This is a genomic window from Bradyrhizobium sp., assembly GCF_030693485.1.
Lineage (GTDB): Bacteria > Pseudomonadota > Alphaproteobacteria > Rhizobiales > Xanthobacteraceae > Bradyrhizobium.
Genome location: NZ_JAUYAN010000053.1, coordinates 38,935 through 63,673 on the forward strand (window position 1 = coordinate 38,935; position 24,739 = coordinate 63,673).

At 64.2% G+C, this 24,739-nt stretch carries 23 protein-coding genes; 17 read left to right on the forward strand and 6 right to left on the reverse strand.

Annotated features, from left to right (window positions below):
• Nucleotides 1-31: 31 nt before the first annotated feature.
• The gene (locus Q8N40_RS04205; RefSeq protein WP_305319524.1) at nt 32-1,177 is read right to left on the reverse strand and encodes a GDSL-type esterase/lipase family protein; all 1,146 of its coding nucleotides are present in this window, start codon (nt 1,175-1,177) and stop codon (nt 32-34) included.
• Nucleotides 1,178-1,561: 384 nt separating this feature from the next.
• Between Q8N40_RS04205 and Q8N40_RS04210 the strand changes: the two genes are divergently transcribed.
• Nucleotides 1,562-2,020, forward strand: coding sequence for a tetratricopeptide repeat protein (locus Q8N40_RS04210; RefSeq protein WP_305319525.1), 459 nt, complete (start codon nt 1,562-1,564; stop codon nt 2,018-2,020).
• A 117-nt stretch (nt 2,021-2,137) separates the two neighbouring features.
• Here Q8N40_RS04210 and Q8N40_RS04215 read toward each other — a convergent pair whose 3' ends face one another.
• Both Q8N40_RS04215 and gspD read right to left on the reverse strand, forming a co-directional pair.
• Entirely contained in the window at nt 2,138-2,695 is a 558-nt protein-coding gene (locus tag Q8N40_RS04215; RefSeq protein WP_305710913.1) for an A24 family peptidase, read from the reverse strand.
• 4 nt (nt 2,696-2,699) lie between these two features.
• Nucleotides 2,700-4,994 carry a type II secretion system secretin GspD gene (gene gspD, locus Q8N40_RS04220; RefSeq protein ID WP_371135611.1) on the reverse strand — a complete coding sequence of 765 codons (2,295 nt, stop codon included), beginning with the start codon at nt 4,992-4,994 and terminating at the stop codon, nt 2,700-2,702.
• A gap of 237 nt (nt 4,995-5,231) precedes the next feature.
• Here gspD and Q8N40_RS04225 point away from each other — a divergent pair, with 237 nt between their 5' ends.
• The 9 genes from Q8N40_RS04225 to gspM are packed head-to-tail and all read left to right on the forward strand — an operon-like array spanning nt 5,232 to nt 12,703.
• On the forward strand, nt 5,232-6,920 hold the full coding sequence (locus Q8N40_RS04225; RefSeq protein ID WP_371135612.1) for a GspE/PulE family protein: 1,689 nt from the start codon (nt 5,232-5,234) through the stop codon (nt 6,918-6,920).
• A 4-nt stretch (nt 6,921-6,924) separates the two neighbouring features.
• The gene (locus tag Q8N40_RS04230; protein ID WP_305710916.1) at nt 6,925-8,139 is read left to right on the forward strand and encodes a type II secretion system F family protein; all 1,215 of its coding nucleotides are present in this window, start codon (nt 6,925-6,927) and stop codon (nt 8,137-8,139) included.
• 17 nt (nt 8,140-8,156) lie between these two features.
• Nucleotides 8,157-8,612, forward strand: a complete 456-nt coding sequence (gene gspG, locus Q8N40_RS04235; protein ID WP_370870829.1) for a type II secretion system major pseudopilin GspG — start codon at nt 8,157-8,159, stop codon at nt 8,610-8,612.
• Nucleotides 8,575-9,069: a prepilin-type N-terminal cleavage/methylation domain-containing protein gene (locus tag Q8N40_RS04240; protein WP_305319531.1), complete on the forward strand. Its 495-nt coding sequence runs from the start codon at nt 8,575-8,577 to the stop codon at nt 9,067-9,069. The genes gspG and Q8N40_RS04240 overlap by 38 nt, the downstream gene beginning before the upstream one ends.
• Nucleotides 9,047-9,451 carry a prepilin-type N-terminal cleavage/methylation domain-containing protein gene (locus tag Q8N40_RS04245; RefSeq protein WP_305710917.1) on the forward strand — a complete coding sequence of 135 codons (405 nt, stop codon included), beginning with the start codon at nt 9,047-9,049 and terminating at the stop codon, nt 9,449-9,451. Before Q8N40_RS04240 ends, Q8N40_RS04245 begins: the two co-directional genes overlap by 23 nt.
• On the forward strand, nt 9,448-10,152 hold the full coding sequence (locus Q8N40_RS04250) for a type II secretion system protein J (protein ID WP_305319533.1): 705 nt from the start codon (nt 9,448-9,450) through the stop codon (nt 10,150-10,152). The genes Q8N40_RS04245 and Q8N40_RS04250 overlap by 4 nt, the downstream gene beginning before the upstream one ends.
• Nucleotides 10,153-10,176: 24 nt before the next feature.
• Nucleotides 10,177-11,097: a general secretion pathway protein GspK gene (locus Q8N40_RS04255; protein ID WP_305319534.1), complete on the forward strand. Its 921-nt coding sequence runs from the start codon at nt 10,177-10,179 to the stop codon at nt 11,095-11,097.
• Nucleotides 11,094-12,146, forward strand: a complete 1,053-nt coding sequence (locus Q8N40_RS04260; protein ID WP_305319535.1) for a PilN domain-containing protein — start codon at nt 11,094-11,096, stop codon at nt 12,144-12,146. The genes Q8N40_RS04255 and Q8N40_RS04260 overlap by 4 nt, the downstream gene beginning before the upstream one ends.
• Nucleotides 12,143-12,703, forward strand: a complete 561-nt coding sequence (gene gspM / locus Q8N40_RS04265; RefSeq protein WP_305710918.1) for a type II secretion system protein GspM — start codon at nt 12,143-12,145, stop codon at nt 12,701-12,703. The genes Q8N40_RS04260 and gspM overlap by 4 nt, the downstream gene beginning before the upstream one ends.
• Before the next feature lie 94 nt (nt 12,704-12,797).
• Here the strand turns inward: gspM and Q8N40_RS04270 are convergent, their stop codons facing one another.
• Nucleotides 12,798-15,476: an autotransporter domain-containing protein gene (locus tag Q8N40_RS04270; RefSeq protein WP_305710919.1), complete on the reverse strand. Its 2,679-nt coding sequence runs from the start codon at nt 15,474-15,476 to the stop codon at nt 12,798-12,800.
• A 310-nt stretch (nt 15,477-15,786) separates the two neighbouring features.
• Here Q8N40_RS04270 and Q8N40_RS04275 point away from each other — a divergent pair, with 310 nt between their 5' ends.
• The 7 genes from Q8N40_RS04275 to Q8N40_RS04305 all read left to right on the forward strand — a co-directional run bounded on the left by Q8N40_RS04275 (nt 15,787) and on the right by Q8N40_RS04305 (nt 22,730).
• Nucleotides 15,787-16,536 (forward strand): hypothetical protein, encoded by a 750-nt coding sequence (locus Q8N40_RS04275; RefSeq protein WP_305710920.1) that lies wholly within the window; start codon nt 15,787-15,789, stop codon nt 16,534-16,536.
• A 148-nt stretch (nt 16,537-16,684) separates the two neighbouring features.
• Entirely contained in the window at nt 16,685-18,208 is a 1,524-nt protein-coding gene (locus Q8N40_RS04280; protein WP_305710921.1) for a lipopolysaccharide biosynthesis protein, read from the forward strand.
• 221 nt (nt 18,209-18,429) lie between these two features.
• Nucleotides 18,430-18,837: an FdtA/QdtA family cupin domain-containing protein gene (locus Q8N40_RS04285; RefSeq protein WP_305319540.1), complete on the forward strand. Its 408-nt coding sequence runs from the start codon at nt 18,430-18,432 to the stop codon at nt 18,835-18,837.
• An 8-nt stretch (nt 18,838-18,845) separates the two neighbouring features.
• The gene (locus Q8N40_RS04290) at nt 18,846-19,874 is read left to right on the forward strand and encodes a hypothetical protein (protein ID WP_305319541.1); all 1,029 of its coding nucleotides are present in this window, start codon (nt 18,846-18,848) and stop codon (nt 19,872-19,874) included.
• A gap of 89 nt (nt 19,875-19,963) precedes the next feature.
• Complete coding sequence (locus tag Q8N40_RS04295; protein ID WP_305710922.1) at nt 19,964-20,932, forward strand: Gfo/Idh/MocA family protein; 969 nt, start codon at nt 19,964-19,966, stop codon at nt 20,930-20,932.
• A gap of 2 nt (nt 20,933-20,934) precedes the next feature.
• Complete coding sequence (locus Q8N40_RS04300) at nt 20,935-22,035, forward strand: DegT/DnrJ/EryC1/StrS aminotransferase family protein (protein WP_305710923.1); 1,101 nt, start codon at nt 20,935-20,937, stop codon at nt 22,033-22,035.
• Complete coding sequence (locus tag Q8N40_RS04305; protein WP_305319544.1) at nt 22,035-22,730, forward strand: NDP-hexose 2,3-dehydratase family protein; 696 nt, start codon at nt 22,035-22,037, stop codon at nt 22,728-22,730. The genes Q8N40_RS04300 and Q8N40_RS04305 overlap by 1 nt, the downstream gene beginning before the upstream one ends.
• A gap of 27 nt (nt 22,731-22,757) precedes the next feature.
• Here the strand turns inward: Q8N40_RS04305 and Q8N40_RS04310 are convergent, their stop codons facing one another.
• Both Q8N40_RS04310 and Q8N40_RS04315 read right to left on the reverse strand, forming a co-directional pair.
• On the reverse strand, nt 22,758-23,546 hold the full coding sequence (locus tag Q8N40_RS04310; protein WP_305710924.1) for a class I SAM-dependent methyltransferase: 789 nt from the start codon (nt 23,544-23,546) through the stop codon (nt 22,758-22,760).
• Nucleotides 23,543-24,733, reverse strand: a complete 1,191-nt coding sequence (locus Q8N40_RS04315) for a glycosyltransferase (protein WP_305710925.1) — start codon at nt 24,731-24,733, stop codon at nt 23,543-23,545. The genes Q8N40_RS04310 and Q8N40_RS04315 overlap by 4 nt, the downstream gene beginning before the upstream one ends.
• Between the last annotated feature and the right edge of the window lie 6 nt (nt 24,734-24,739).

The window sequence follows — 24,739 nt, forward strand, 5'->3', positions numbered from 1 at the left end:
TAAATCGCACCATGTAATGACGCATCGCTGCTCATCTTGACGCCTTCATCCCCGCGATAACGGGCGTCAGCTGGTCAAAAATGACCGAAGCCACAAGTTCCTGACCTTCGGACGTCCAGTGCGTGTCGTTCATGTATAGACAGCGGGGATCGGCCAGCACCGCGGGCAGCACATCGATGGTCGGGAGACCGATTTCCCGGAACATCTGGGCCAGCATTGATTGCGGCATCTTGAAGTCGTATTTGGAAATTTCCTTCGGATCGATCATTCGGGCCTGCAGGATCGGGTTGACCTGGTTTTCATCCGGAAGCAGGGCCACGACCACGGGCAAGGAGCTCCCTGCAAGGTTCTTGATTCGGTGAATCTGGCTAACTGCCGGCCTTGCATTGACTCGCTGCTCGCTGCTGTCGGCGAGATGAAAGGGCATGCGCGTTTTCTGAATCGCAAGATACGTTTCGCTGAAGTCGTCACACTGCTTGCGGATGAAGCTCTCCGATCCCGGAGGCCCCCGCTTCATCAGCAGCCTGGCCAAATGACTGTGATCGTAGAGAAAGACCTGGAGCTTGATCAAGCGGCGGGCCGCGGCTTCAGGGGTGATCAAATGCCCGCGGATTGCCGTATACGCCTTGCTGAGGCTCGTGATCGGCGAGAACGTGTCATTGCCGACGAAAAAACCGACGAGGATCAGATCGGGCTCGAACCGATATCCATAGTGTTCGTAGTACTGTGCGTATTGAAGCGGATCCCACCCGCCGACTCCCGCGTTCACCACCTCGATTTTGGGGCCGTACACGCGCTTCAGGTGCCTCTCCAGCGCTTTCGGATAAGCCTCTTCCTGTCGAACGTTCGTACCGACCGTAAACGAGTCGCCCAACACCAGGATTCGAAAAACGCCTGGCGGCTTTTTCAGCGGGACTTCGACGTCCCGATGGCCATGACTGTTTGCGACGCCGGGGATTCCCATTTGATAGGTGCCGGTACCGCCCGGCTTGAGCCGGTATCCGGTATACGGATCGGGCTCGAAATACATGTTTGTTTCATTCGAGAATGGGATCGGATGAAAAATCGCCAACCCTAGTTCGATCGCGCCAACGGTCAGGATACATGTCAGCAGGGGCACCAGAATCTGGAAGAGCCGCTGCCGCCAGTTCAGATTCTCGAGATTGGAAGTCGCCATTTTTGCGGGTTTCGGAGCGGGATATCAGACCTGACGGGATTACGTTGGCACGGAGGTGAAGTCCGGCGGCGTTGCGGCACGGGCGGAACTTGACCTCGTACTACAATCCGATCCCCGCCAACGCAATGCCTGCGGCAACCGGAGCGTCATGCGGTGCATCACAGCCGCTCGCGCGGGTGAGACATTGCGGAGATCGTGGACCGCGCCGATCTGTGCGATGTAGATTTTCCTGCGCCACGCGGCTAACCTGCGGACACACAGAGTTGGGACAGCATGAGCAAAAGTTGCAGCGATAGTGTGGGTCCGGAAAGCGTCGTTCGGCGTGCGCGGTCCAGGGCGACGCGGCTGGGCCGCGCCATTGTTGTCGTTGCTGCCGTGATGCCAATGCTGCTCGCAGCCGGCGATGTCGCCGAAGCCGCGACGGTCCGGCAGGGCGTCGCCGCGTTCGACCGCCAGAACTATGTGCGGGCGTCGCAAATCTTCATACCCTTCGCCGAGCGGGGCGACCCTGCCGCGCAGACCTATCTCGGCATCATGTTCGAAACCGGACGCGGCGTTCCGCAGAATTACACCGAGGCGGCGATGTGGTACCGCCGCGCCGCGGAGCAGGGCGACAGTCTCGCGCAATATTCCCTCGGCCTGCTCTACGATCGGGGGCTGGGCGTGCCGCAGGATATCGTCGAAGCCAGCAAATGGCTCAACCTCGCCGTCGCGGCGGCACCGCCGCGGGCCCGGGAAGCCCGCGTTCGTATTCGGGATGCCGTGACCAGCAAGATGACCCGTGGCGAGATTGCCCAGGCCCGGTTGCGTGCGCTGGAATGGGTGCCGAGCCGCGAGCGCTGAATTTCCGATTTACGGTATCAAGATACCTTATAAACTGCCAAAAAGGGCTTGCGTTTTCATTGCATGGGGTTGTTTTCGATATTTTTGCAGACACGCCGCAGCAGGCGCCGGGCCGCATCAGTTCAGCAGCGCCTCGGCCAGCCAGCCGAGCCAGATTGCCGGCGCCAGGAACGCGCCAAAGGGAAGGTAGGCGGTCGCCTTCAACGCGCGCTTCCGCAGAGTGCCCGACGCGACATAGGCGCCGAGCGCCGACAGGGTGGCCAGTTCGATCACCGCAAACACCGTGACCAGGCCGAGCCAGGCGCCCGCCACTGCGGCCAGCTTGATATCGCCGAAGCCGAGCCCGTCGCGGCCGCGCCAGGTGCGGTAGGCGGCCATCAGCGCCAGAAACGGCAGGGCTATGGCCGCGGCGCGCAAGGCCGCCCACATCGCGGCGTAGCCATCCGCCTCGGGTCCGACCAGGCCGGCGCGCAATAGCGCCAGCGCGAATGCCGCGCCCGTCAGTTCGTTCGGGATGATGTAGCGGCGGGAGTCGGTCACGGCGATCGCCAGCATCAGGGCGGCCAGCAAAGCACCCAGCAGCCCGTCAGGGCCGGGTGCGGCGAGCAGGCTGCCCATCACCGCGGCGAGCAGCGCGAAGCTGATGGCGATGGGCCGAAGCGATCGCGCGATCACGTCCTTAACGCGCGAGCCCGGTCTTCGGATCGACCATGATCACGCGATTGCTGGTGCCGACCAGCCGGTTGTTCATCTTGGCGCGCATTTCCTCGGCGATGACATGCGCATCGAGGGCGTCCTTGATCACGGTCGGGCGGATGAACAGGATCAGTTCGGTTCGCGCCCGCGATTTGTTCTGATGCGAGAAGGCGTCGCCGATGCCGGGAATGGAATCCAGCAGCGGAATGCCCTGCCGCTGCGTGCTCTCGGTCTCGTTGATGAGCCCCGCCAGCAGGACGGTCTGGCCGCTGTTGACGGAAATCGAACTTTTTACGCGGCGTTGCGAGATCGTCGGCGTCAGGTTCGGTGCTCCCGCAGCCCCGCCTCCGGCGGCGACGTTGCTGATTTCCTGTTCGATATCGAGCACGATGTTGCCGGTGGCATTGGCGCGGGGCAGCACACGAAGGATGATTCCGGTGTTCTTGTAGTCGATGGTGTTGACCACGGTGTTGTTGGCGGTCAGAACCGTCGCGCTGCCGGTCGAGAACGGCACCTGGTCGCCGACCTGCAGCGTCGCCGGCTGGTTGTCGAGCACCACCAGCGACGGGTTCGACAGCACCTTGACGTTGGTGACGTTGTGGAGAGCGTCGAGAATGACCCGCGGCGAGTTCTCGGCGCCGATCAGGAAATTGAAACCGGGAAGCACCCGATTCATCAGGGCGCCGGCGGCGGCGTTGACGGCGTTGACCGGAGGCTCGACGCTGTTGGCGAGGCCGCCTGTGCTCGCGCCGGTGCTGATCACGTTCGAGATCGAGCCCTTCTTGCTCGCCAGGAAGAACTGCACGCCGTAATTCAATTGATCGTTCAGCGTGACTTCGGCGATGGTTGCCTCGATCGCGATCTGGCGCTGCGGCCGGTCGATCTGGCGGATGGTTTGTTCGACGACACGCTGCGATTCCTGGTTGGCGTAGACCAGCACGGCGTTGTTGGTGATGTCGGCGGTAATCCGGACGTTCTGCAGAATGGCGTTGCCGGCCGGTCGGGGGCCTGCGCCCAGAATGCCGCCGGGCGTATCCTGTCCGGCGGACGGAGCGCCGGCGCCCGGGGCGGCGCGAACGTTGAGCGTCGTCGTGGCGCTGGCGGCGGGAGGCGCCGCGCCCGAGGCCTGGGTCGGCATGCCGCTCAACGCGGCGATCGGGTTGGCTCCCGACGACGAAACCGAAATGCCGGCGCCCGGCGAAATCTGGCTGTTGGCGCTGTCGAGCGTGCCGCTGGCCTGGCCGTGACCGGTCAGGATCTCGTTGAGCAGCGCGACGACCTGTTTCGAATTGCCGTAGCGCAGCGGATAGGATTTCAGATTGACGCCCGCGGTATCGGACCTGTCGAGCCGCGCGATCCAGGTCTGCGCGCGCTTGAGATATTCGGGCTTCTGGCTGACCACCAGAATGGAATTGAGCCGGCCGATCGGCTGGAACTTGACCATGTTCTGGCCAAGGCCGCCTTCGCCGGAATCCATGATCTTCTCGATCTCTGATATCAGCGGCTCGGGCGTGGAGTTGCGTACCGGGAAGATGCCGACCGATTGCCCGCGCATCCAGTCGGCGTCGAAGGAGAGGATGGTATCGATCGCCGCGGCGCGGTCGGCGCCGCTGCCCTGGATCACCAGCGTGTTGCGCGCGGTATCCGGGCGGACGGTGTTGGCCTTGACGCCGAATGCGTCCAGCAGCTTGAAGACGTTCTGTGCCGAGACGTAGCGCAGCGGCACCACGCTGATGCCCTGACCGGCCTCGGCGGACGCTTTGCGGTCGATGCTGCCGGGGCCTGCTTCGGCACCGGGCAGCAGGCGGTATCCGCCGCGATCGCGCACCAGCGCCACGCCGGACATCCGCAGCGCGTTTTCGAGCACATAGAGCGCATCGGACTTCGGGATCGGGCGAACCGATGCCAGCGTCACCGTACCCTGTACCCGGGGATCGATGGTGTAGCCCACTCCCAATACGTCACCCAGAATGACCTTTGCCACCGTGGCGACCGGCGCGTTCTCGAAGTTGAGGTCGTAGCCGCTGGCGCCGGAATCGTCCCGGTCGATCAGGGCAGCGCCCTGCGGTCGCGACCCGTCGGCCAGATAGATCGCGGGATTCGAGGCGCCCTGCTGCCGGATGCCCGAGTTCCCGGCTTCGGTGGTCTGGCGCGGCGACAGGTCCATCGAGCGGATCTTGTCGGCGATATCCTGGGCGCGGGGGTCCCTGGGATTGCCTTCGATCGATTGATCGGCGGTCAGGATGCAGGCCGTCAGGAAGAAAGCGGACAAAGACAGAACCAGCGTTCCAGACAACGCTGAACGCAGGCGCGAAAGCGGGTGGACCACTTTGGACAAAATACGCCTACTGTCGCTGCACTAAACTGGAAAAACACGTCCGATCCGGCATGGCCCGGACGTTCAAAAATTTGCTTCACGATTATGTTTTTGCTAGTAAATAAGTCAAGAGCAAAGGCATTCCGTCACACGCGAGAGCTGTTGCTTTCCAGTAACAAGGTTAGCGCTGTGAATTCGATGCGAGACCTTTCCGCAGAGACCTTCCGGCAGCATCTCCTCGAAAAATATTCATTGCCGCCGAAGGCGCGCGCCCGCGTCGTAAATTCCGCCAAAACCGCTCTGGCACGGCCGCTGCGCGAGTTGTGGGAAGCCACCGATCTGTCGGCCGCCGAATTCGCCGACGAAGTTTCGGACTATTGGGGCGTCGTCAGGCTCAGCCTGCCGCAGCTGTTGGCGTCCACGCCCTGCCTCGACGGATTCTCCCGCCGCTTCCTGCGGGAGTCCACGATCTTCCCGGTGCGTGCGCCCAACGGCCATTACCGGCTGGCGGTCGCCGACCCCTCCGATACCGCCGGCATTCGCGCCGCGGAAATCGTGTTCGGCGCGCCGGTCGAGGTTGCGGTGGCGTCGTTCGAGGACATCACGACGCTGCTCGACCAGCGGCTCGACGCAGACGACGCCATTGCCGATGAGACGTCGAAGGGATCGAGCCAGCAATCCGACGACGATATCGAGAGCCTGCGCGATCTCGCCAGCGGCGCACCGGTGGTGCGTGCGCTCAACGACCTTCTGGAGCGCGCGGTCGAGCTTCGCGCCAGCGACATTCACATCGAGCCGTTTCGCACCGGCCTCGTCGTGCGGATGCGCGTCGACGGACTGCTGCGGGCGATGACGGCGCCGTCGGGCATTCCGCCGCAGGCGCTGATCTCGCGGGTGAAAATCCTCGCTGGCCTCAATATCGCGGAACGGCGGCTGCCGCAGGACGGCGCGGCGCGGGTTCGCGTCAGCCGCTCCGAACTCGATGTCCGCGTCGCCACCATGCCGACCCAGTCGGGCGAAAGCGCCGTCATCCGCCTGTTGCCGCGCGACCGCGGCCTGCTCGAGATGGGAAGGCTCGGCCTCGTCGCGAGGGATGAAGCGATCATGACGCGGCTGCTGGCGCTGCCGCACGGCATGATCGTGGTGACCGGGCCGACCGGCAGCGGCAAGACCACGACGCTGGCGACCATGCTGTCGATCCTGAACGAGCCGACCCGCAAGATCCTGACCATCGAGGATCCGGTCGAATACGAGATTCCCGGCATCAACCAATCACAGGTCAAGCCGTCGATCGGATTGACCTTCGCCTCGGCCATGCGGTCCTTCGTCCGCCAGGACCCCGACGTCATCATGGTCGGCGAAATCCGCGACGCCGAGACCGCGCATATTGCGATCCATGCCGCGCTGACCGGCCATCTCGTTCTGACGACCCTGCACACCGATACCGCGGCGGCGGCGGTACCGCGGCTGATCGATCTCGGCATCGAGGGCTTTCTGCTGAAGTCGACGCTGCGGGCGGTGGTGGCGCAGCGGCTGGTGCGGGTGCTGTGCGATCGCTGCAAGGTGCCGCACAGCCTGACGGCCGAGGACATCGACAACGACCCGCGCTTCGCCGTGATCGGCTTCAAGGCCGGCGAGGTGATCCACGAAGCCGGCGGCTGCGAACGCTGCGGCGGCACCGGCTATCGCGGCCGCAACGGCGTCTTCGAGATCCTCGAAATGTCCGACGAGGTTCGCAAGCTGGTCGGACCGCAGACGGATTCGCACACCATCGACCAGGCCGCGATGGCCGGCGGCATGACCACGATGCTGGCGGACGCCGTCGTCAAGTGCCGCGCGGGGCTCACCACCGTGCCCGAGGTTTTCCGCGTCACGACGATTCGGTGAACCGATGCCGAATTACCGTTATCGTGCTCTCAACAGCAACGGCGAACTGGTTTCCGGCGCGATCGCGGCGACCGCACCCGGAGATGTCGCGCAGCGGATCGAGCGTCTCGGTCTGGTGCTGGTCGACAACGTAACCCTCGAGGAGGGGGGCGGCTCGGCACGCAGCGGCTTCAGTCTCTTCAACAAGCCCAGGGCGGAAGACGTCACGATTTTCACCCGCGACCTCGCGCTGCTGCTGCGCGCCGGCGCGCGCATCAATGACGGCCTCGAACTGCTCGCCGCCGACCGCGATTTCGGCCGCTTGCGGCCGGTGGTCGCCGATATCAGGTCGCGCGTCGTCGCCGGCGAGAGCTTCGCCGAATCGCTGGCGCGGCACGAGGCGTTGTTTCCGGCGATGTATGTCGCTCTGATCCGGGTCGGCGAGGCGTCCGGCTCGCTGGATCAGGTGCTCGAAGTGCTTGCCGACGAACGCAGCCGCAACGAGGCGCTGAAACGAAGGCTCGGCGACGCCATCCGCTATCCGCTGTTCGTGCTCGGCGCCGCGGCTTGCGTGCTGCTGTTCTTTCTCACATTCGTGCTGCCGCAATTCGCCAGCGTGCTGACGGATTTCGGCGCCAAGGTCGATCCGATCGTTCTGACGTTTCTGAACTTCTCGACGGTGATGCGCAATAATTCCGACGCGGTGCTGGCCATCCTCGCCGCCGCCATCGCCGGAAGCTGGCTGTTGTTGCGCCGGGAAAGCGTTCGACGTGGCCTGACCAACCGGCTGACCCGGCTGCCGGCGATCCGCCAGGTGATGATGTACTACCGGACCTCGCTGTTTTGCCGCAATCTCGGGGTTCTGCTCGGAAGCGGCGTGAACCTGACGACGACGCTGCGCATTCTGGTCGACATGATGTCGACCGCGGGTCCCGTCGCGGTCTGGACCGACGCCGCCGACCGCGTGCGCCATGGCGCAAAACTGTCGGATGCGCTATCCGATACCAACGCGTTACCGGCGATGGCGGTGCGGATGCTGCGGCTTGGCGATGAAACCGGACAATTGCCGATGCTGGCTGGCCGCGTCGCCGAGTTCTACGAGGCAAAGCTGCAGCGCACGCTCGATCGCGTGGTCGGGATCGCCGGCCCCGCGGCGATCGTCGTCATCAGCATCGTCGTCGGCGGTTTGATCGTGTCTGTGATGACGGCGCTGATGTCCGTCAGCCAGATTATCGGCTGAAGGTTGAGGAGATGGCGGTGCGTCGAAGTCCAACAATCAGCGCGGCGAGAAGGCGGTCGCGGCGCGGGCAGGCCGGTTTCACGCTGGTCGAAATTCTCGTGGTCATCACCATCATCGGGCTGATCATGGCGCTGGTCGGGCCGCGGGTGCTGAACTATCTCGGCGAATCCAAGGCCAAGGCCGCCAAGATCCAGATCGAGAGCTTTTCCAGTGCGCTCGATCTCTATTATCTCGATCTCGGACGCTATCCGAATTCCAGCGAAGGCCTTGCCGCATTGACGCGCAGCAATAACGCGGCGGGCTGGAACGGGCCGTATTTGCGCGGCGGCGTGGTTCCCAACGATCCGTGGGGCCATAGCTATGTCTATCGTTCGCCCGGCGAGCGGTCGCCGTACGAAATCATTTCCCTCGGATCCGACGGGCAAGAAGGCGGCAGTGGAACGGCAACCGACATTGCCAGCGGCGCGCGCTGAGCACGGCCATCGCGAACAGGGTTTCGCGCTGATCGAGATGCTGTGCGTGCTCGCCATCATCGGCCTGCTCGCGGCCATCATCCTGCCGGCGATCCCGCGTGCGACCACGCGGGCCAAGCTCGAGAGCTATGCGGTGCAGACCGCGGCGCTGCTGAAGGCGGACCGCAACGCGGCGCTGCGCCGGCAAGTCCAGGTGACGACGCTGGTCGATGCGGCGGGGCGATCGATCCGCTCCGGCGCGACCGGCGCCATCATCCGCTTGCCCGACGATGTTTCGCTGGATGCGATGCTGGCATCGCGGTGCGCGGATCGCAGCGCCGGCCGCTCGATCGACTTCTTTCCCTCGGGCATGTCGTGCGGCGGCGTGCTGGCGCTGGCGCGTCCGGGGATGGGCTTCGAGGTTCGCGTCAACTGGCTGACGGGAGGCGTCGATATTGTCCCGCAGAAGATCCTCTAGCGGTATCGCCGGATTCACCCTGATCGAGGCCTTGGTGGCGCTGGCGATCATCGCCGCGGTGCTCTCCTCGATCGGCGCCGTGATTGCCACCACGGTGAAGGGGACGCGCTCGATCGACCAGCGGCTGGCGCTGGCCGGGGGCGCCGAGACGCTGCTCGCAGCCCTCCCGGCGCGCGATCTGCTGAAGCCCGGCCGGCAGTCCGGCGAACTGGCCGGCCATCGCTGGCGGATCGATGTCGCGCCGATGAATGTGCCCGACAGCAGCGGCGCGTCGCAGGCCAGGCGTTTCGTTCCGCTGGCCGTCAACATGCGGATGCAGGCGCCGGGCGGTCCGGCGATCCAGATCACCACCGTGCGGCTGGTGCCAAGGGCCGCCGAATGATCGCGCTTCGCCGCCGCCGGCCAACAGGTGAAGCGGGCTTCACCCTGATCGAAGTCTTGATGGCGACGTTGCTGATGACGATCATCCTCGCCGCCCTGGCGACGGTGACGGCGCAGTGGCTGCCGAACTGGAACCGGGGAATGGCGCGGGTCCAGCGTGCCGAGCGGCTCGCGATGGGTCTCGACCGCATCGCGGCGGATCTGTCGGTCGCCGAGATGATTTCGCTCAACGGCGATGCCAGGGCGCCGCTGTTCGAAGGCTCGGAGCTGGCGGTGACCTTCGTGCGAACCGCCGTCGGTCCCAATGCGCGGCCCGGCCTCGAAATCGTCAGGCTGATCGAGAAGGCCGATAGCCAGGGCCTCGCGATGGTTCGCGAGCGCACACCGTTTGCGCCGATGCCGACCGACGCGCAGATCAGGTTCGCCGATCAGGTCGTGCTGGTCCGCGCGCCGTTTCGCATCACGTTTTCCTATGCGGGCCCCGACCAGGTCTGGCAGCCGACCTGGCGCGGCCAGATGCAGCTTCCCGAAAAAATTCGCATCGCAGTGCGCGACGGCGGGACCGGCCAGGTGCTGAGGGTATCCACCGCGACCATCGTTCACGTCAGTGCGCCGGCGGAATGCGCGCGGGCAAAGAATGCCGTGGCATGCCTGAACGCGCGATTGAAACCGGATGCTCAAAAGAAGGAGGAGCAGCTCTGACGGGCTGAACCGACCGGCATGGGCATGAAACTCAGATTATCAGACCATCCGGGAGACGCGCGCGGCTTTATCGTCGTCGCGGTGCTCTGGATTCTGGCGGCCCTTTCGGCGCTGGTCCTGATCTATCTGACCTATGTCACCAACACCGCCGTGGTGGTGGCCGGAAGCACCGACCGGATCCAGAGCGAGGCGATGGTGAGCGCCGGGGTCGAACTGGCGGCGTATCGGCTGGTGGATGTCAGTGAAGCCGTCCGTCCGACCAGCGGAACCTTCAATGCAAGGGTCGGCACGGGCCAGGTGTCCGTGACGTTCCGCTCCGAGGCCGCGCGCATCGACCTCAATGCGGCGCCGAAGGGGCTGCTTGCCAGGCTGATCGTCGGGCTCGGCGCCAGCGAAACCAATGCTGCAAGCTATGCCGACCGGATCCTGGCCTGGCGCGCGGCGACCGAGGCCGGCGACGACGATCCGGAGAATTCGTTCTATCGCACCATGGGCTCGGCCTATGTGCCGCGCCACGCGCCTTTTCCGGCGGCGGAGGAGCTGTGGCTGGTGCGCGGAATTCCGCCGCTGGTTGTCGAAAAGATGCTGCCCTTCGTCACCGTGTTCAGCAATCTGCCTTCGGTGAATATTCTCGACGCCGCACCCCAGGTGGTGGCGGCGCTGCCGGGCATGACACCGGAAAACCTGCAGGCGGTGCTGGCGCAGCGCGGCGACCCGGCGCTGGATCCGCGGTCGCTGCTGGCCATCGCCGGGGGCGAGGGCGCGACCCTGGCCGGCGCCCGGGCTTACCGGATCACGGTCGGCGTCGAACTTGGCAATGGGCGGCGGAGCGGGGCGGAGGTCGTGATCCTGCTTCTCGACAGCGGCAACGAGCCTTATCGTGTATTGTCGTGGCGCAATGCCTCCGATGGCAGCACGGCGCCGCAAAGGGCCTCCCCGAGATGAAGCTGTTCCAAACCATCGGCGCGATCCTCAATGCCTGGACCGGCAGCGTGGCTGCCGCGATCATTGCAGGCTTCGACCGCGTGGTATCGCCGCGCGTGGTCCGGCTGGTCGAGGACGACGATGGCGGATTCACGGTAGAGGCGGCGGCGAAATCCGACAATGCGCCGGCGCGCATCGGCTTTGCCGATGGAACGCTGTCGGCGCCCAACCTTGCGCCGCTGTTTCGGGGCAGCCGGGTCGAGATCGTGCTGCAGCCCAGGCGTTTCCTGTTCCGCCCGCTAGAACTGCCGGCGCGGGCGGCGGACTTTCTCGACGGCATCGTGCGCGCGCAGATCGACCGGCTGACGCCGTGGAGCGCCAGCGAGGCGGTGTTCGGCTGCAGCGCTCCGACCGAGAGCGGCCCCGAGAGCATCACCACGGTGATCGCGGCGACCACCCGCAAGGTGGCGATGGGGTATGTGCAGGCGGTGTCGGGTTTCCATCCCGCCGCCATCGCAGTTTGCACCGACGTCGCCGAACGCAATGCCGGCCGCGTCAAGGTTTTCGAGCAGAAGGCCCGCGGCCATCTCGACGCCGCGCGCCTCAGCCGCGTGTTGCTGCTCGTGCTCGGCGGCGTCGCCGCGGCTTCGCTGGTCTCGCTTGCGGTCGCGGCCTATATATCCGACAATCTTGCCACGCAGGAGAGCGTGCTGGCGCGGCAGATTTCAGCGCGTCGCGCCGCCATTCGCGCCGGCGGCGACGGCGGCGACCGCTCCCCGATCGCAGTGCTGGAGCGGCGCAAGCATGAGACGCCGGCCAGCGTGATCGTGCTCGAAGCGCTGAGCCAGGTTCTGCCCGACCACACTTTCGTCACCGAACTGCATCTGGCCGGCACAAAGTTGCAGATCGTCGGCATCACCCGCGATGCGCCGTCGCTGATCTCGCTGATCGAGCAATCCGGGCACTTCACCCGTGCCACCTTCTATGCTCCGACCACCCGCCTGGCCTCCGATCCAGGTGAACGTTTCCATATCGAGACGCGGATCCAGCCGAAGAATACCAACCCATGACCGCAGGCCAGACCATCACGCGCACGCTGACGCATTCGCCGCTGATAGCAGTGGTGCTCTATGTCGCCGTCGTCGGCGGACTGCTCGCCACCGCCGGCTTCGCGATCGCCGACATCGTCAGCCAGCAGCGGGCGCTGGCGCAGACCGCCGACCTGCTCGACCAGTTGCAGGGCCGCAAGCAGCGCAGCGGCGGCGCGTCTTCGGCGCAGCGTCCGGGCACGCCGTTTCTGGAGGGGCCGACGGTGACGGTGGCCGGCGCGACGCTGCTGCAGCGGGTCGCCACCGCGGTCGGCAATGTCGGCGGCACCATCCAGTCGTCGCAGGTCGACGTGCTGGGCACCCAGGCCAAGGACGGTTTCGTCGGCCTGGTGGTCAGTTGCGAGATGGAGCAGCCTGCCTTGCAGAAGCTGCTCTACGATCTCGAGGTCGGCATGCCGTTCCTGTTCATCGATCAGCTCGACGTCCAGGTGCCGCAGGCCACGGCGCTGGCTGAAGGCGGCACGGGGCGGATCAGGGTCGTGCTCGGCATTTCCGGCCAATGGCAGGGCGGCAAGTAGAATACGAGGATGCTATTGCCTCCTCCCTCCACGCGCTATTTGCGGGTGGCGGGGAGTGGTTCGCGGGAGGAGGGGAGAGAAACGGCGCGCGATCTCACCACGTGTATCTGGCGACGCCCTTGCCGGCATAGCTCGCGACATTGCCGGAGAATTCGCCCTCGAACGTCGCCATCAGCGAGAATCCGCTCAGCCACTTCATCTCGGCGCCGGCGCTGACCAGCGCCGCATCGGGATTGCCGCGGGCGCCGTTCACCACGAAGTTCGCACCCGGCAGCGACTGGAACTCGGCGGTCACTGCGCGGTCGGGATTGTAGTCATGAGCCCAGGCGGCGCGGCCGCGCAGCGTCAGCACCGCGTCCCGCATCGCGATTGATTTATCGCCGCGCAGGCCGAGTTCGGTGCGGGTCGCGGTCGTGGTCTGCGAGGCGTAGTTCAGCGCGAACTGGCCGTTGCCGACCAGCGACTGCTCGGCATAGCCCGGCAGATTGAAGCTGATCGCCTGCGCCGCGGCGTAGGGCGTGATGCCGATGAAAGGCGTCGCGAAGCGATAGCCGCCCTCGAACCGGGCCGAAAAGGTCTCGGCCCTGAAACGGCCCTGCAACTGGTCGACGCCGGCCAGCGCCACCGTGCGGTTGGTGGTGACGTCGTGCCAGCCATAGGCCAGCGCCGCCGAAATGTAGGCCGGGCCGAAACTGTGCCGGCCGAAGGTGCCGGCCTGGAACAGGTCGGATGAACCGCGGCCCATGGCATTGGCCAGCGAATAATTGGTGCCGCCGCCGGCGAGCGCGAAGCCGAGCAGGGTGTTCGGCGTGACCTTGTAGTCCGCGCCGCCCACGACGCCATAGACGCGCGACGTGGTGTCCTGCGATCCGACGCTGGTGTTGCCGCCGGTGGTGGCGGAACCGCCATAGGCGGCGCCCCAGACGCTCCAGCGATTGGCAGATTGCGCCGCCAGCAGGCCCGGCGCCTTCTTCGCCATTGCATAGGCGGCGCGCTCGCCGGGCGTCGCCCGGCGCTTCGCGCCATAGGCCAGCGCCTCTTCGTCGGCGAATGGCGAGGCGCCGCCGCCGGTTGCAAAACCGCCGGCGCGGCCGGCAACCGCGGGGTCGAGCAGCAAGTTGAGGAACAGATCGTCCGCCCTGATCGCGGACTGGATGATGCCGGTGCCGAGCTCGCCCGAGGCGATCGTCAGGCCCGCGGCATCGAGCGCGGCAAACTCGATCGGAATACCGCCGGTGCGGTTGAAGAAGCCGGTCAGCGCATTGGCGACGTTCTGCTGGTTGGCGTTGAGGCTGCCCCCCGGCGGCGTCGCGAAAATCAGCTCGATGTTCAAAAACGCATTGTTGGCGTCGTAGCTGAGGGTCGATTGGATGTTCGCCGTGTTGGAGGTGACGGCCGGATTGAACGTTCCGCCGACGCCGCCGGTGGCGTTGACGATGACATACTGCCGGTCGACATAGCTGCCGGGCTGGAACGTCGCGTTCACCGTGGCGCCGCCGAGGGTCGCAACGCCCGATACGTTGGTGCGGCCGGCATTGGCAGGCGAAATCTGGATCATGTAGGTCGAAGCCGCCGTGAACGAGAGGTCACCCTGCACGGTCAGCGGACCGAATGCGCTGCCGCCGGCGCTGCCGGGCGCCAGCGTGCCACCGATAATCGCGGCGTTACCGACGATGCCGCTGCCGCCGAGCGTGCCCCCGGCGTTCACGGTGGTGAGCGAGGACAGGGCCGTCGAGCCATCGACGATCAGCGCGCCGCCATTCACTGTGGTCGCGCCGGTATAGAGGTTGGTATTCGACAGGATCAGCGTGCCTGGACCGGCGATAGACAGTGTTCCGCCGCCGCTGATCAGGCCGCTGGCGGTGATGGTATTACTGTTCGCGAATATCAGGGAGCCGTTGTTGATGAAGCTGGCGGTGCCCGCCGTGCTGGTGTCGTGGAACGTGACGACGCCGCCGACAGCATTGTTGATCGTTGCGCTTCCGGCGCTGGACGAATTGAAGAAATCGAGGGTCGCGCCGAGGGCATTGGTGATATTGGCGCTGCCGGCCGAACTCGAATTGAGGAACTGTATCGTTCCGTCATTGCCGATGGTGGATGTGCCGGCCGTGCTGGTGGTGTTGAACGCGATGGTGCCCGATGCGTTGTTGGTGATGCCTGCGGAGCCTGCCGTACTCGCATCCTGGAAATTGACCACGGCGTTGTTGGTGATCGTCGCGGTCGCTGCCGTGCTGGTCCCGTTGAACTCCAGGCTGCCGTTGTTGGTGAAGGTGGCGGCGCCGGCCGTGCTGGTGTCCTGAAACGAGATGCTGCCGCTGTTGTTGTAGGTGACCAGCCCGGGTCCGGCGCTGGCCGAACTGTTGTTCTGGAAGTTCAGCGATGAAAAAATATTGAACGTCTGCGTGGCGGCGCTGTTGTTGGTGACGCCGGTGCCGTTGAAAAGGAACAAATCGTTGATGTTGATAGTGTAGGCCGGCGCGGTGCCAGTGAAGCTGGCGGCGCCGATATTGACGAGACCGTTAACGTCGACCGTCGCCGAGGCGCCATTGTTGGTGAAGGTGGCGGTGCCATCCGGCAGGTCCGGATTGGAGGTCCAGTTGGCGGGATCGAACCATTCGGTAGGGGTGCCGGAATTACCCAGCCAGGTGCCATCGACCGCATGCGCCGACACGACTCCGAGCGCCGAGGTCGCGAGCAGTATCGCCAGGGAATGCCTCAGACCCGATCGCGGCCGGTGTCCGGTGTTAATCGAGCGGATTGTCGTACCAGCCATGGCGCCTTCGATTCTTGTGATCCGCTGATCGCGAGATTTCGGGAATTGGCCAGGCTTCCGGCCAATCCTCGAACAAGTTCCCTGCGACCGCGAATTCCACCACATTCCCACGCGTTCAAGGAGGCATGCAACGAACCCTTGCCGCTCTTGCCGCCAGACCGTGCCTGTCCCGTTCGGTATTTTCGGAGCGTTGCCATTGGGCAACATTCGGGAGCCGAAATCGGCTCGCAAGTTCCCAGAAGCCACGGCCTTTTTGACCCTCGCAGGAGCTCCCCAACCCGACATGATGGCCTCGATTCGCATCAGGTTGATGGGCGCGCGCGATGCGGATAGGTTGAAGGCCATCCGGCGCCGCGTCTGCTTTTGCGGCCCGGCGTCCGGCAGCAGGACTGACATGGTCAGGTGGTCCAAAAATCTCGGTCTGGCACTGCTGCCCGGTGGGCTGCTGTTGCTCGCGCTGATACCGGCGCCGCACGCGGCGACCTCGTCGACGGTGGATATCCTCTCCAATGACGCGACCGATGCTCGCGATGCCGTGGATATGGGCAGCGTAAAGCCGCTGGCGGCCCGGGAGCGCGGCAAACCCCTGCCGAGCGGAAACCCGTTGTGGTCAGTGCCGCTTTCGGCGCTGACGGCTACCCAGGAACGTCCGATTTTCTCGGCCTCCCGGCGCCCGGCGCAGAGCGCGGTGGTGGCGCCGTTCGAGGAGCAGTCCAACGCTCCCGCTCCGCAGAAGGCGGCGGAGGAACGCCAGCCGCTGGCGCTGATCGGCGCTGTCGTCGGCGACAGTGACGCCATTGCGGTTTTCTTCGACCGTTCCAACCAGAAAATTGTCCGCCTGCGGCAGGGCGACAGCCATGCCGGCTGGGTGCTGGACTCGGTGCAGGCGCGGGAAGTGACGCTGAAGAAGGCCGACCGCACTGAAATTCTCGGGATCAAGAGCGGGGAAGGGCCGCCCGCCCTGCCGGCGCCTACGGCGATCGGCGCCGGCCCGATCGATGCATCCGCGCCCTTTGTGCCCCGCTCGACACCGAAGAACGGCGAGCACGACGGGCTCTGACATCAGTCGGGGCCCTCCACAGCCTCCCTGCCGACCCATCTGAATTAACCGCTGCCCACCGGCGCCCCCGGGGCATGCTTGCGACGGATCAGAGATTGTGGCCTTGATCCAGGTTCCGCTGGTGGACGCGACGATAAGGGAGGCCTTGGTGAGCGTTTCGGGCCGCGCGCGAAGGCTGGTTGGAGGCTGGTCCGCGAATCTTGTTCAGTTAGGGCTCGGGGTTACTCAGCAGGTCGCGCTGATCCCGGTGTTCCTGCATTTTTGGACCAGCGACGTGCTCGCGGCGTGGCTCGCGATCTATGCGGCGGGCAATCTCATTCTGGTCGCGGATGCCGGCCTTCAATTCCGCACGCTCAACAGATTCTTCTCGTTCAGGTCGACCGTCGACAGCAATGGCCGCACCGCCCGCTACTATGCCGCGATGCTGCGAATCTATTTCGTCCTGGCAGGTCTGCTGATCGTGGTTGTGCTGGCCGGAGCGCAGTTCTTGCGTCCTTCGGATCTGCTGGGATTCAAGGCGACGCCGGACTTCGATGAGGCCTTCATCGTCATGATCGTCGGCACGCTGCTGGTGTTGCCTTCCAATCTGGCATCGGGGCTGTATCGCGCGCGTGGCTTCTATGGCCGCGCGGTGTGGCTGCAGTGCGCGGGGATGCTGATTGCGCAGCTGGCGCAACTCGTTGCCGTGATAACGACGGGAAGCCTGCTGGCCGTCACCATTGCCTTTGTGGCCACCCAGCTCCTGGTCCAGATCTATGTCGTGGCGATCGATGCGCGTCGGCTGTTTCCGTTCCTGCGCGAGGTACGCGTGCGCGTGCGATTGTCCTGGCGCTGGATCGCCGGCCAGTTTCGCCGGGCATCTCCGTTCGCCATCGCAGGTGGCACCGAGATCGCGCTGCTGAATCTGCCGGTGCTGCTGGTCAGCGCCCTGGTCGTCGACCGCGTCGCCGTCGCCCAATGGGGCCTGACTCGTGTCGTGGCCGGGCTGCTGCGGGCGCTGTGCACCCAGGCGACGCTGCCGCTCGCCGCTGAACTCGGTCACGATCATGCGGTCGGCGACAAGGAACGGCTGCAACATTTGTATGCCAGGGGATCGGTGTTCGTGACGCTGCTGGCGAGTGTCGTCATTTCCGGGCTGCTGCCGTTCTGGCCGGATTTCTTCGCGCTGTGGACCCATGGGTCGATTCCCTACGATCCCGTGCTGACGATCACGCTGCTGATCGGCACCGGCGTCATCGCGCCTTCGATCCTGGCGCTGGGGTTGGCCAATTACAGCAACCGCGGTGAACTGCTGGCGCGAACCAAGGGCTTGCAGCTGGCGGCTTTCCTTATCCTGGCGGTCGTGCTGACGCCGCCGATGGGTCCGCTGGGAACCGCCATCGCGATTGTCGCAAGCGATGTGCTGGTTCAGTTCGGATTGCTGGCAGTCGTTGTCCTCAAGCAGACGCTGCAGAGGCCGGTTCGGCACGTCGCCTTTCTGGCTTTGCTGATGATGGTCGTTACGCTGGGTGGATGGGGATTGGGGATAGTCATCCGGTCGTTTGCGCCCGGGGCCGGGCTGACGCGGTTTGCATTCGAATGCACGCTCTGGCTGATCGTTGTTGCCTTGCTGGCGTCGCCATTGGCGAGCCGGACACTGCGCGACAGGCTGTCGGCCGCCATCCCGCGCTAGCAGCGCCGGCCGCCGGGTCTGCTCCAGTCAGGCCTTGCCTCTCGTGGAAATGGGTGGCATTCCCTCGCCTGTATCAAGGGCTTAAGAGCTTGTCAGTCCGGCGCGCCGGGTGATTATCGGCGCCGCAAACGGCTAATGGCGAGGTGAGAATGTCGGAGCGAGGGTCGATCATGGCGGAGTCCAGACTCGGCGAAACCAACGTTCATACCGCGCCCACCAACGTGCCCGGCGTCGTTCGTTATCGTTTTCCCTGGGTGAGGGATCCGCGGGGAAACCTGGCGGTTGGCGAGTTCGAAAAGGAATTTCCATTCCGCCCGCAACGGTATTTCATCGTCTCGGGCGTGCCGTCCGGCGCGACGCGTGGAGAACATGCGCACAAGAAATGCCACCAACTCCTGATCTGCGCACAGGGCCAAATTCGTCTCTCGGTCGATGATGGAAAGTCGCGGTTTGAAACCCGGTTGGACCAACCCAATGTCGGTATCTACATTCCCAACATGATCTGGTGCGAGCATTGGCAATACAGCGCCGACGCCGCGCTGCTCGTGTTCGCCTCGCAGCCCTATGATCCGGCGGATGACATCCGGGAGTACAGCGCTTTCCTGAACGCCGTCGGCGCTGCCGGCTGAACACGAATATGGCAAATCACGTCTATTGCACCTACTTCGACCACAACTACCTGTCGCGCGGACTTGCGCTCTATCATTCGATGCAGCGCCATGCGCCCGGGTCGCGTCTCTGGGTGCTTTGCCTCAGCGAGGAATGTTACCGGACCCTTGTCGCGCTCGATCTGCCGGACATGATTGCCGTGCGGCTCGCGGATTTTGAAGCCGCCGATGCCGGGGTCGCGGCAACCCGTGCCCACCGCAGCACGATTGAATACTACTTCACGTGCACGCCCGCCTGGATGCTCTTTGTGTTGGCGCGCGAAGCCGGCGCCGAGTGGGTGACGTACCTCGATGGTGATCTGTATTTCTTCGAGTCACCCGAGAAGATCTACGGCGAACTGAAGGACGCGGCCGTCGCCATCATTCCCCACCGATTCTCGTCGAAGCTCGCAAGGCTTCGAAAGTTTGGGACCTACAATGTCGGGTGGGTAGGCGCCCGCAACGATTCGGAGGGCACTGCCGTCATCAGCTGGTGGCGGGAAAAATGCATCGAATGGTGCCATGACTACGTCGACGGCGATCGCTTTGCCGATCAGGGCTACCTCGATTCCTTTTCACGCCTTTTCGCACGCGTTAAAGTCATCGATAACGTCGGCGCCAATCTGGCGCCCTGGAATATCGGAAATTACCGGATCGATTTTCGTGACCATCGAGTTGTGATCGATGCGATCGTGCCACTGATATTTTTCCATTTTCAGGGCGTGAAAAAGGGATGGGGCTGGTTCATCTTCAACAGCCATCGCGTTCACCGCGCACCTTTCTCGAAAATTGTGCGCGACCATATTTACAGGCCCTATGTGCGTGAGCTGCTGGCGATCGAAAAAGCTATCAAACCGGTTTTGCAGCTCCCTGACGCCAGGCCGCACCGCCGGTCGGCCATCGTCGATATCAGGCAGTACCTCACGAGTAAGGTGCGAAATGTCGGCGTCCGCGTGTTGCAATTGCTGGATATCGCTACGGGTCGTGCTTTTCTTGTCTTTCGCGGCACAGCATACTAGGACGGAGAGGGCGACGCCGATTGCCTGCGTCGATATCGTCGCGGGCCACTATTGCGTCTTAGTTTTACTTCGCTGTCTGCGAGATTCCGATGCGCTTGTTGATCCTCGGCTATTCCTCAATCGCGCAACGGCGCGTGATACGCGCGGCAGCGCAGACAGCGGCGATCAGCGAGGTGTCGATCGCGAGCAAGAGTCGGGCGGAGCCGAACGAGGGATGGCCGAAGCGCGGACATTTTTTTGCCGATTACGATTTGGCGCTGCGCGAAAGCCAGGCCGATATCGTCTACGTTTCGCTGCCGAACGCAATGCATGAACATTGGGTCCTGGCGGCGCTTGCCTCCGGCAAGCACGTCCTCGTCGACAAGCCGGCGATGACCACGAGGGAAGCGTGCGAACGCGGCGTAAAGCAAGCCCGGCTCAGTGGCCGTATGCTCGCGGAAGCCACCGTGTTTGACTATCATCCGCATTTCGAAGCGTTGCGGGGTTTTCTCGCCGTGCAGGGTCCGCTCACGCACGTCGATGCCCAGTTCATCATTCCACCATTGCCGGCCGCCAACTTTCGCAACCACACGGAATTCGGCGGCGGCTGCCTGCTGGATATGAGTCCTTATGCCGCCGGCTTGATGCGGATACTCGGCGGCGGTTTGCCGTCGCATGTCACGGCATTGGCGGGCACCCGCCATCCCGAGACCGGCGTCGACATGGGCTTTTCGGTCCAGGCGCGGCTGGCGAACGGCGGCATCTTTTCCGGTCACTTCAGCTTCGAGGGCGAGTATCAAAATCGCTTGCTCATTGTGGCGCGTTCAGGCTCTGTGATGATAGAGCGCGTGTTCAGCCCGCCGGCCGATCACCGGATGGAATGGCGCCAGCATGTCCGCAACGTCGAGACCGTAGTGACCTTCGAGGCTGCCGATACCTTCGCGCGTTTCCTGGATGCGGCGACACGCGCGATCGCGGCGGATGATCACGAGCCGCTGCATCGCGATCTGCTGGCTGACGCTGAATGCCGGGCCCGGATCGCCGCGGCGCTCGCTGACCCGCCAACCCTTGTGAGATGACGATGCCGATCAACGTTTGGGACTATCTGCGGGAATACGACGAACTGCGCGACGAGATTCTCGCAACGGTGGATCGGGTATTCCGTTCCGGGCGGCTGGTGCTGGGACAGGAGGGCGTCAAATTCGAGCGCGAGATGGCCGCCTATCTCGGCGTTGCCGCCGGCGTCGGGGTGAACAGCGGGACTGACGCCATCTATATCGCGCTCGCCGCATTGGGCGTGAAAGCCGGCGATGAAGTCATCACGGTGCCCAATACCGCGGTGCCGACGGTTTCGGCGATCCGCACCCTCGGCGCAAGGCCGGTCTTTGTTGACGTGCGTGACGACGATTTCCTGATGGACGTGGAGCAGGTCGAGGCGGCGATTACGCCCCGCACCACGGCGATCATTCCGGTCCATCTCTATGGTCAATGCGTGGATCTGGATCCGCTCATGGCGATTGCCCGCCGGCATGGGCTCAAGGTGATGGAGGATTGCGCGCAGTCGCAAGGCGCGCTCTACAAGGACCACCAGTCCGGAAGCGTCGGCGACGCTTCGTCTTTCTCGTTTTATCCGACCAAGGTCCTCGGTGCCTATGGCGACGGCGGCATGGTGATGAGCGATGACGAGGCGGTCATCAAGCTTGCGCGCAGCTTGCGTTTCTACGGCATGGAAACCGTCTATTATTCCGAACGGCATGGTTACAATTCCCGTCTGGACGAGGTGCAGGCGGCAATTCTGTCGCTCAAGCTCCCGAGGATCGATGGCTGGATCGACCGCCGGCGGGCGATTGCCGCGCGTTATAATCAGGCACTTGCCGGGACCGGCATCGTGCTGCCGCGCGAGAACGCGCACAGCCGGCACACTTATTATGTTTATGTGGTTGAGCATCCGACCGACCGCGATGGCGTGCTGGAGCGTCTGGCCGGGGCCGGCATCAATTGCAACGTTTCCTACCGCTGGCCGATCCATATCATGCGCGGCTCTGCCGACCTCGGATACCGCGAAGGGCAGTTCCCGGTAGCCGAACGCAAGGCGCAGCGAATTTTCTCGCTGCCGATGTATCCGCTGCTGAAGGACGAGGAAGTCGATACGGTGATTGATGTCCTGAAGGGCGTGATCTGATGGCCGAACGTACGCATCTGAACTGGTTTCGTGAACGGCTTGCCGCCTCCCGGGCAATCGAACCGAAGGATCCGGCGCCGATTTTGGCCTGGCGCGAGGCGCACCGCAGTTCGATCCGGTTCAAGTCCGAATTGATCGGACTTGATCAGGTTCGCGACTGGTCTCGCGACGAGCAGGGCAATGTGCAGCACCGGAGCGGTCAATTTTTTCGCATCGAGGGGGCGCGGGTCGAAAGCAGTGGCGTGCGCGAGGTTGCGACATGGGATCAGCCGATCATGACGCAGCTTGACGGCGGCGTTCTCGCGATGGTCGCGCGGGAAACCGACCAGGGGGTTGAATTCCTGCTGCAGGCAATAGCCGAGTGTGGAAACATCGACACTCTGCAGCTTGGCCCGACGGTTCAAAGCACGTGGTCGAACATCAGGCGCGCGCATACCGGAAGGCGGCCTCCGATGCTCGAAGTCGTGTTCGCCGAGGCCGGTGTCCGCACCGTTTACCGGGCGAACCATAATGAGGAGGGTGGCCGGTTCTGGAAAAAATCCAATGAGAACGTCGTCGTGTTTCTTGACGACGAAGGTGTGATCGAGACCGACATGAAGATGTTCTACTGGGCCAGCCTCAGTCAGATCAAGGAACTCGCCTTGACGGACAACGTGCTCAATCCGTTCGTCAAGACGATTCTCATGCCGCTGTAGTGATGGACATGAACCGGCAGCCGGCTTCTACAGGGTAGCGAAGAGATAGGTTTCCGTCGTCGAATGATGGCCTGTCGCCTCATGGACGTTGTATGGAATGCCCGGCCATTCGCGTTCGAGGCGTAACCCGGCGCCCCGGCACATTTCCATCAGTTCCTGCTTGCCGAATACGACTTCGACGACCGGCGCGCCATAGGCATATTTGCTCAGGAACGTCGTCTGATGATCGTGGAACACCGGCACGGTGTGAAAGATGCAGTAGCGCGCCGCGACCCGCGCGGCCTCGCGGATCGCGGCCTGATAGTCGATGATGTGCATCAGCGAGACGCCGTTGAAGACGATGTCGAACGCGCGGTCGGCGTAAGGCAGCCTGGTCGCGTCGGCGACCTCGAACGTCATCAGCGGGTAGCGGAGGCGGGCGCGCTCGATCATGGCACCGGAATAATCGATGCCGGTGTAATCGACGCCGCCCGGAAGCAGGGTGGCGAACACCTCGGAATAATAGCCGCTGCCGCAGCCGACCTCGAGCAACCGGGGATGCGGGATCGCTGTCGCCGCGACGGCTTCGGCCGCGACCCTGAGATCGAGCCGCGGCTCGCCGCGCTTCATCGTGGCGATCAGGCTGTCATAGGCGCGTTGCTGCCGGGCGACCGTGCGCCCGGCAAGCCATCCGTCCGACGATGCCGCGGCAGTTTGCGCTTCATCCACGCCGCCGAGCACCCGGTAGTCGGTCGAGAACAGGATCTGACGCCGCAGGATCGGCGTCGACTGGATCACGGCCTTGGCAACTTTTCTGACGATGCGGGGAAGCTTCATCGCCGGGCCCGCGCCTGTTCGGCGAATTCCAGGATCTCCCGGGTGCGATGGCCGTAGGTGTGCTGCTGCATGGTCCTCGCCTGGCCGGCGTGCGCGATCGCCGCGCGACTGCCTTCGTCAGCGAGGGCGCGCGCGATGCCCGCCAGGCAGTCGCCGGTCGAGCCCCACACCGCGACTTCGCGCGCTGGCTCGAACAGCGTGTGGAGATTGTCCTTGAAGTCTGTCAGCAGAAAAGCCCCGACGCCGGTGGCTTCGAACAGCCGCATGTTTCCGGCCTCCCGGCCGGCAAGGTCGATATGCGAATTGAGCGTCACGCGGGAACGGCGCAGCACCTGATACATGTCGGCGCCCCAGACCTCGCCCTGGAAGCAGCGGTGCAGCCGCGAACTGGCGGCAAGCGCCTGCGGCCGGCTTCCGAATAATTTGAGATCGTAGCGTTCGGCGACGGCCTCCAGCAACGCGATGCGCTGCCGGTGATCCGGCGACACCGTGCCGACGAATGAAACATCCAAATCGGGCTCCGGCGCGGCCGGCAAGGCGTCGAGGATGGCGGGTTCGAAGGCGAGGTGATTCACTTCGGCGCGCACCCCGAGGTTTCGAAAGAAATTCACGGTGGTGGAGAGCTGCGACATCATCAGGTCGTAGACCGGCCAATCCTCGCCGCGGGATGGCTCGATTCCGACCATGCCGATCAGGATCGGATTGCCGATGCCCTTGATACGCCGCATCAGGCTGGCGTTCACATGGAAGGTGTCCTGGTTGATGATCAGGTCGGGCCGAAAGTCCTCGATCTGGGCGAGCAGGATAGTCTCGGCCTGGGTATCGAGCCGCGGGCTAAGACCGATTTTCCGCGCCAGCGGCCGCAGCAGCGGCTTGAACGGCGTCACGGCGCGCTGCAGCCATCCGGGAAGCGCCCGCGGCGCGTCTGCGCCCGGTGGCGCAATTGCCACCGGCAGGCCATGCTCGCGCGCCCAGGCCGACTGCAGCCATGAATTGTTGACGTGAATCTCCGCCGCGGGGTGGCCTGACGCGCTGAAATTCCTGGAATAGAAGTCGGCGACGCCGAACAGGCTGGCATTTCGCGCTGCCATCTGCGCGGCATAGGAAGCGTTTTCAAGCCCGGGGTGGCTCTGATAGAGCCAAGCCAGAAAGCGCGGATAGTCCGCGTTGAGGACGAGGATGCGCATGACTGT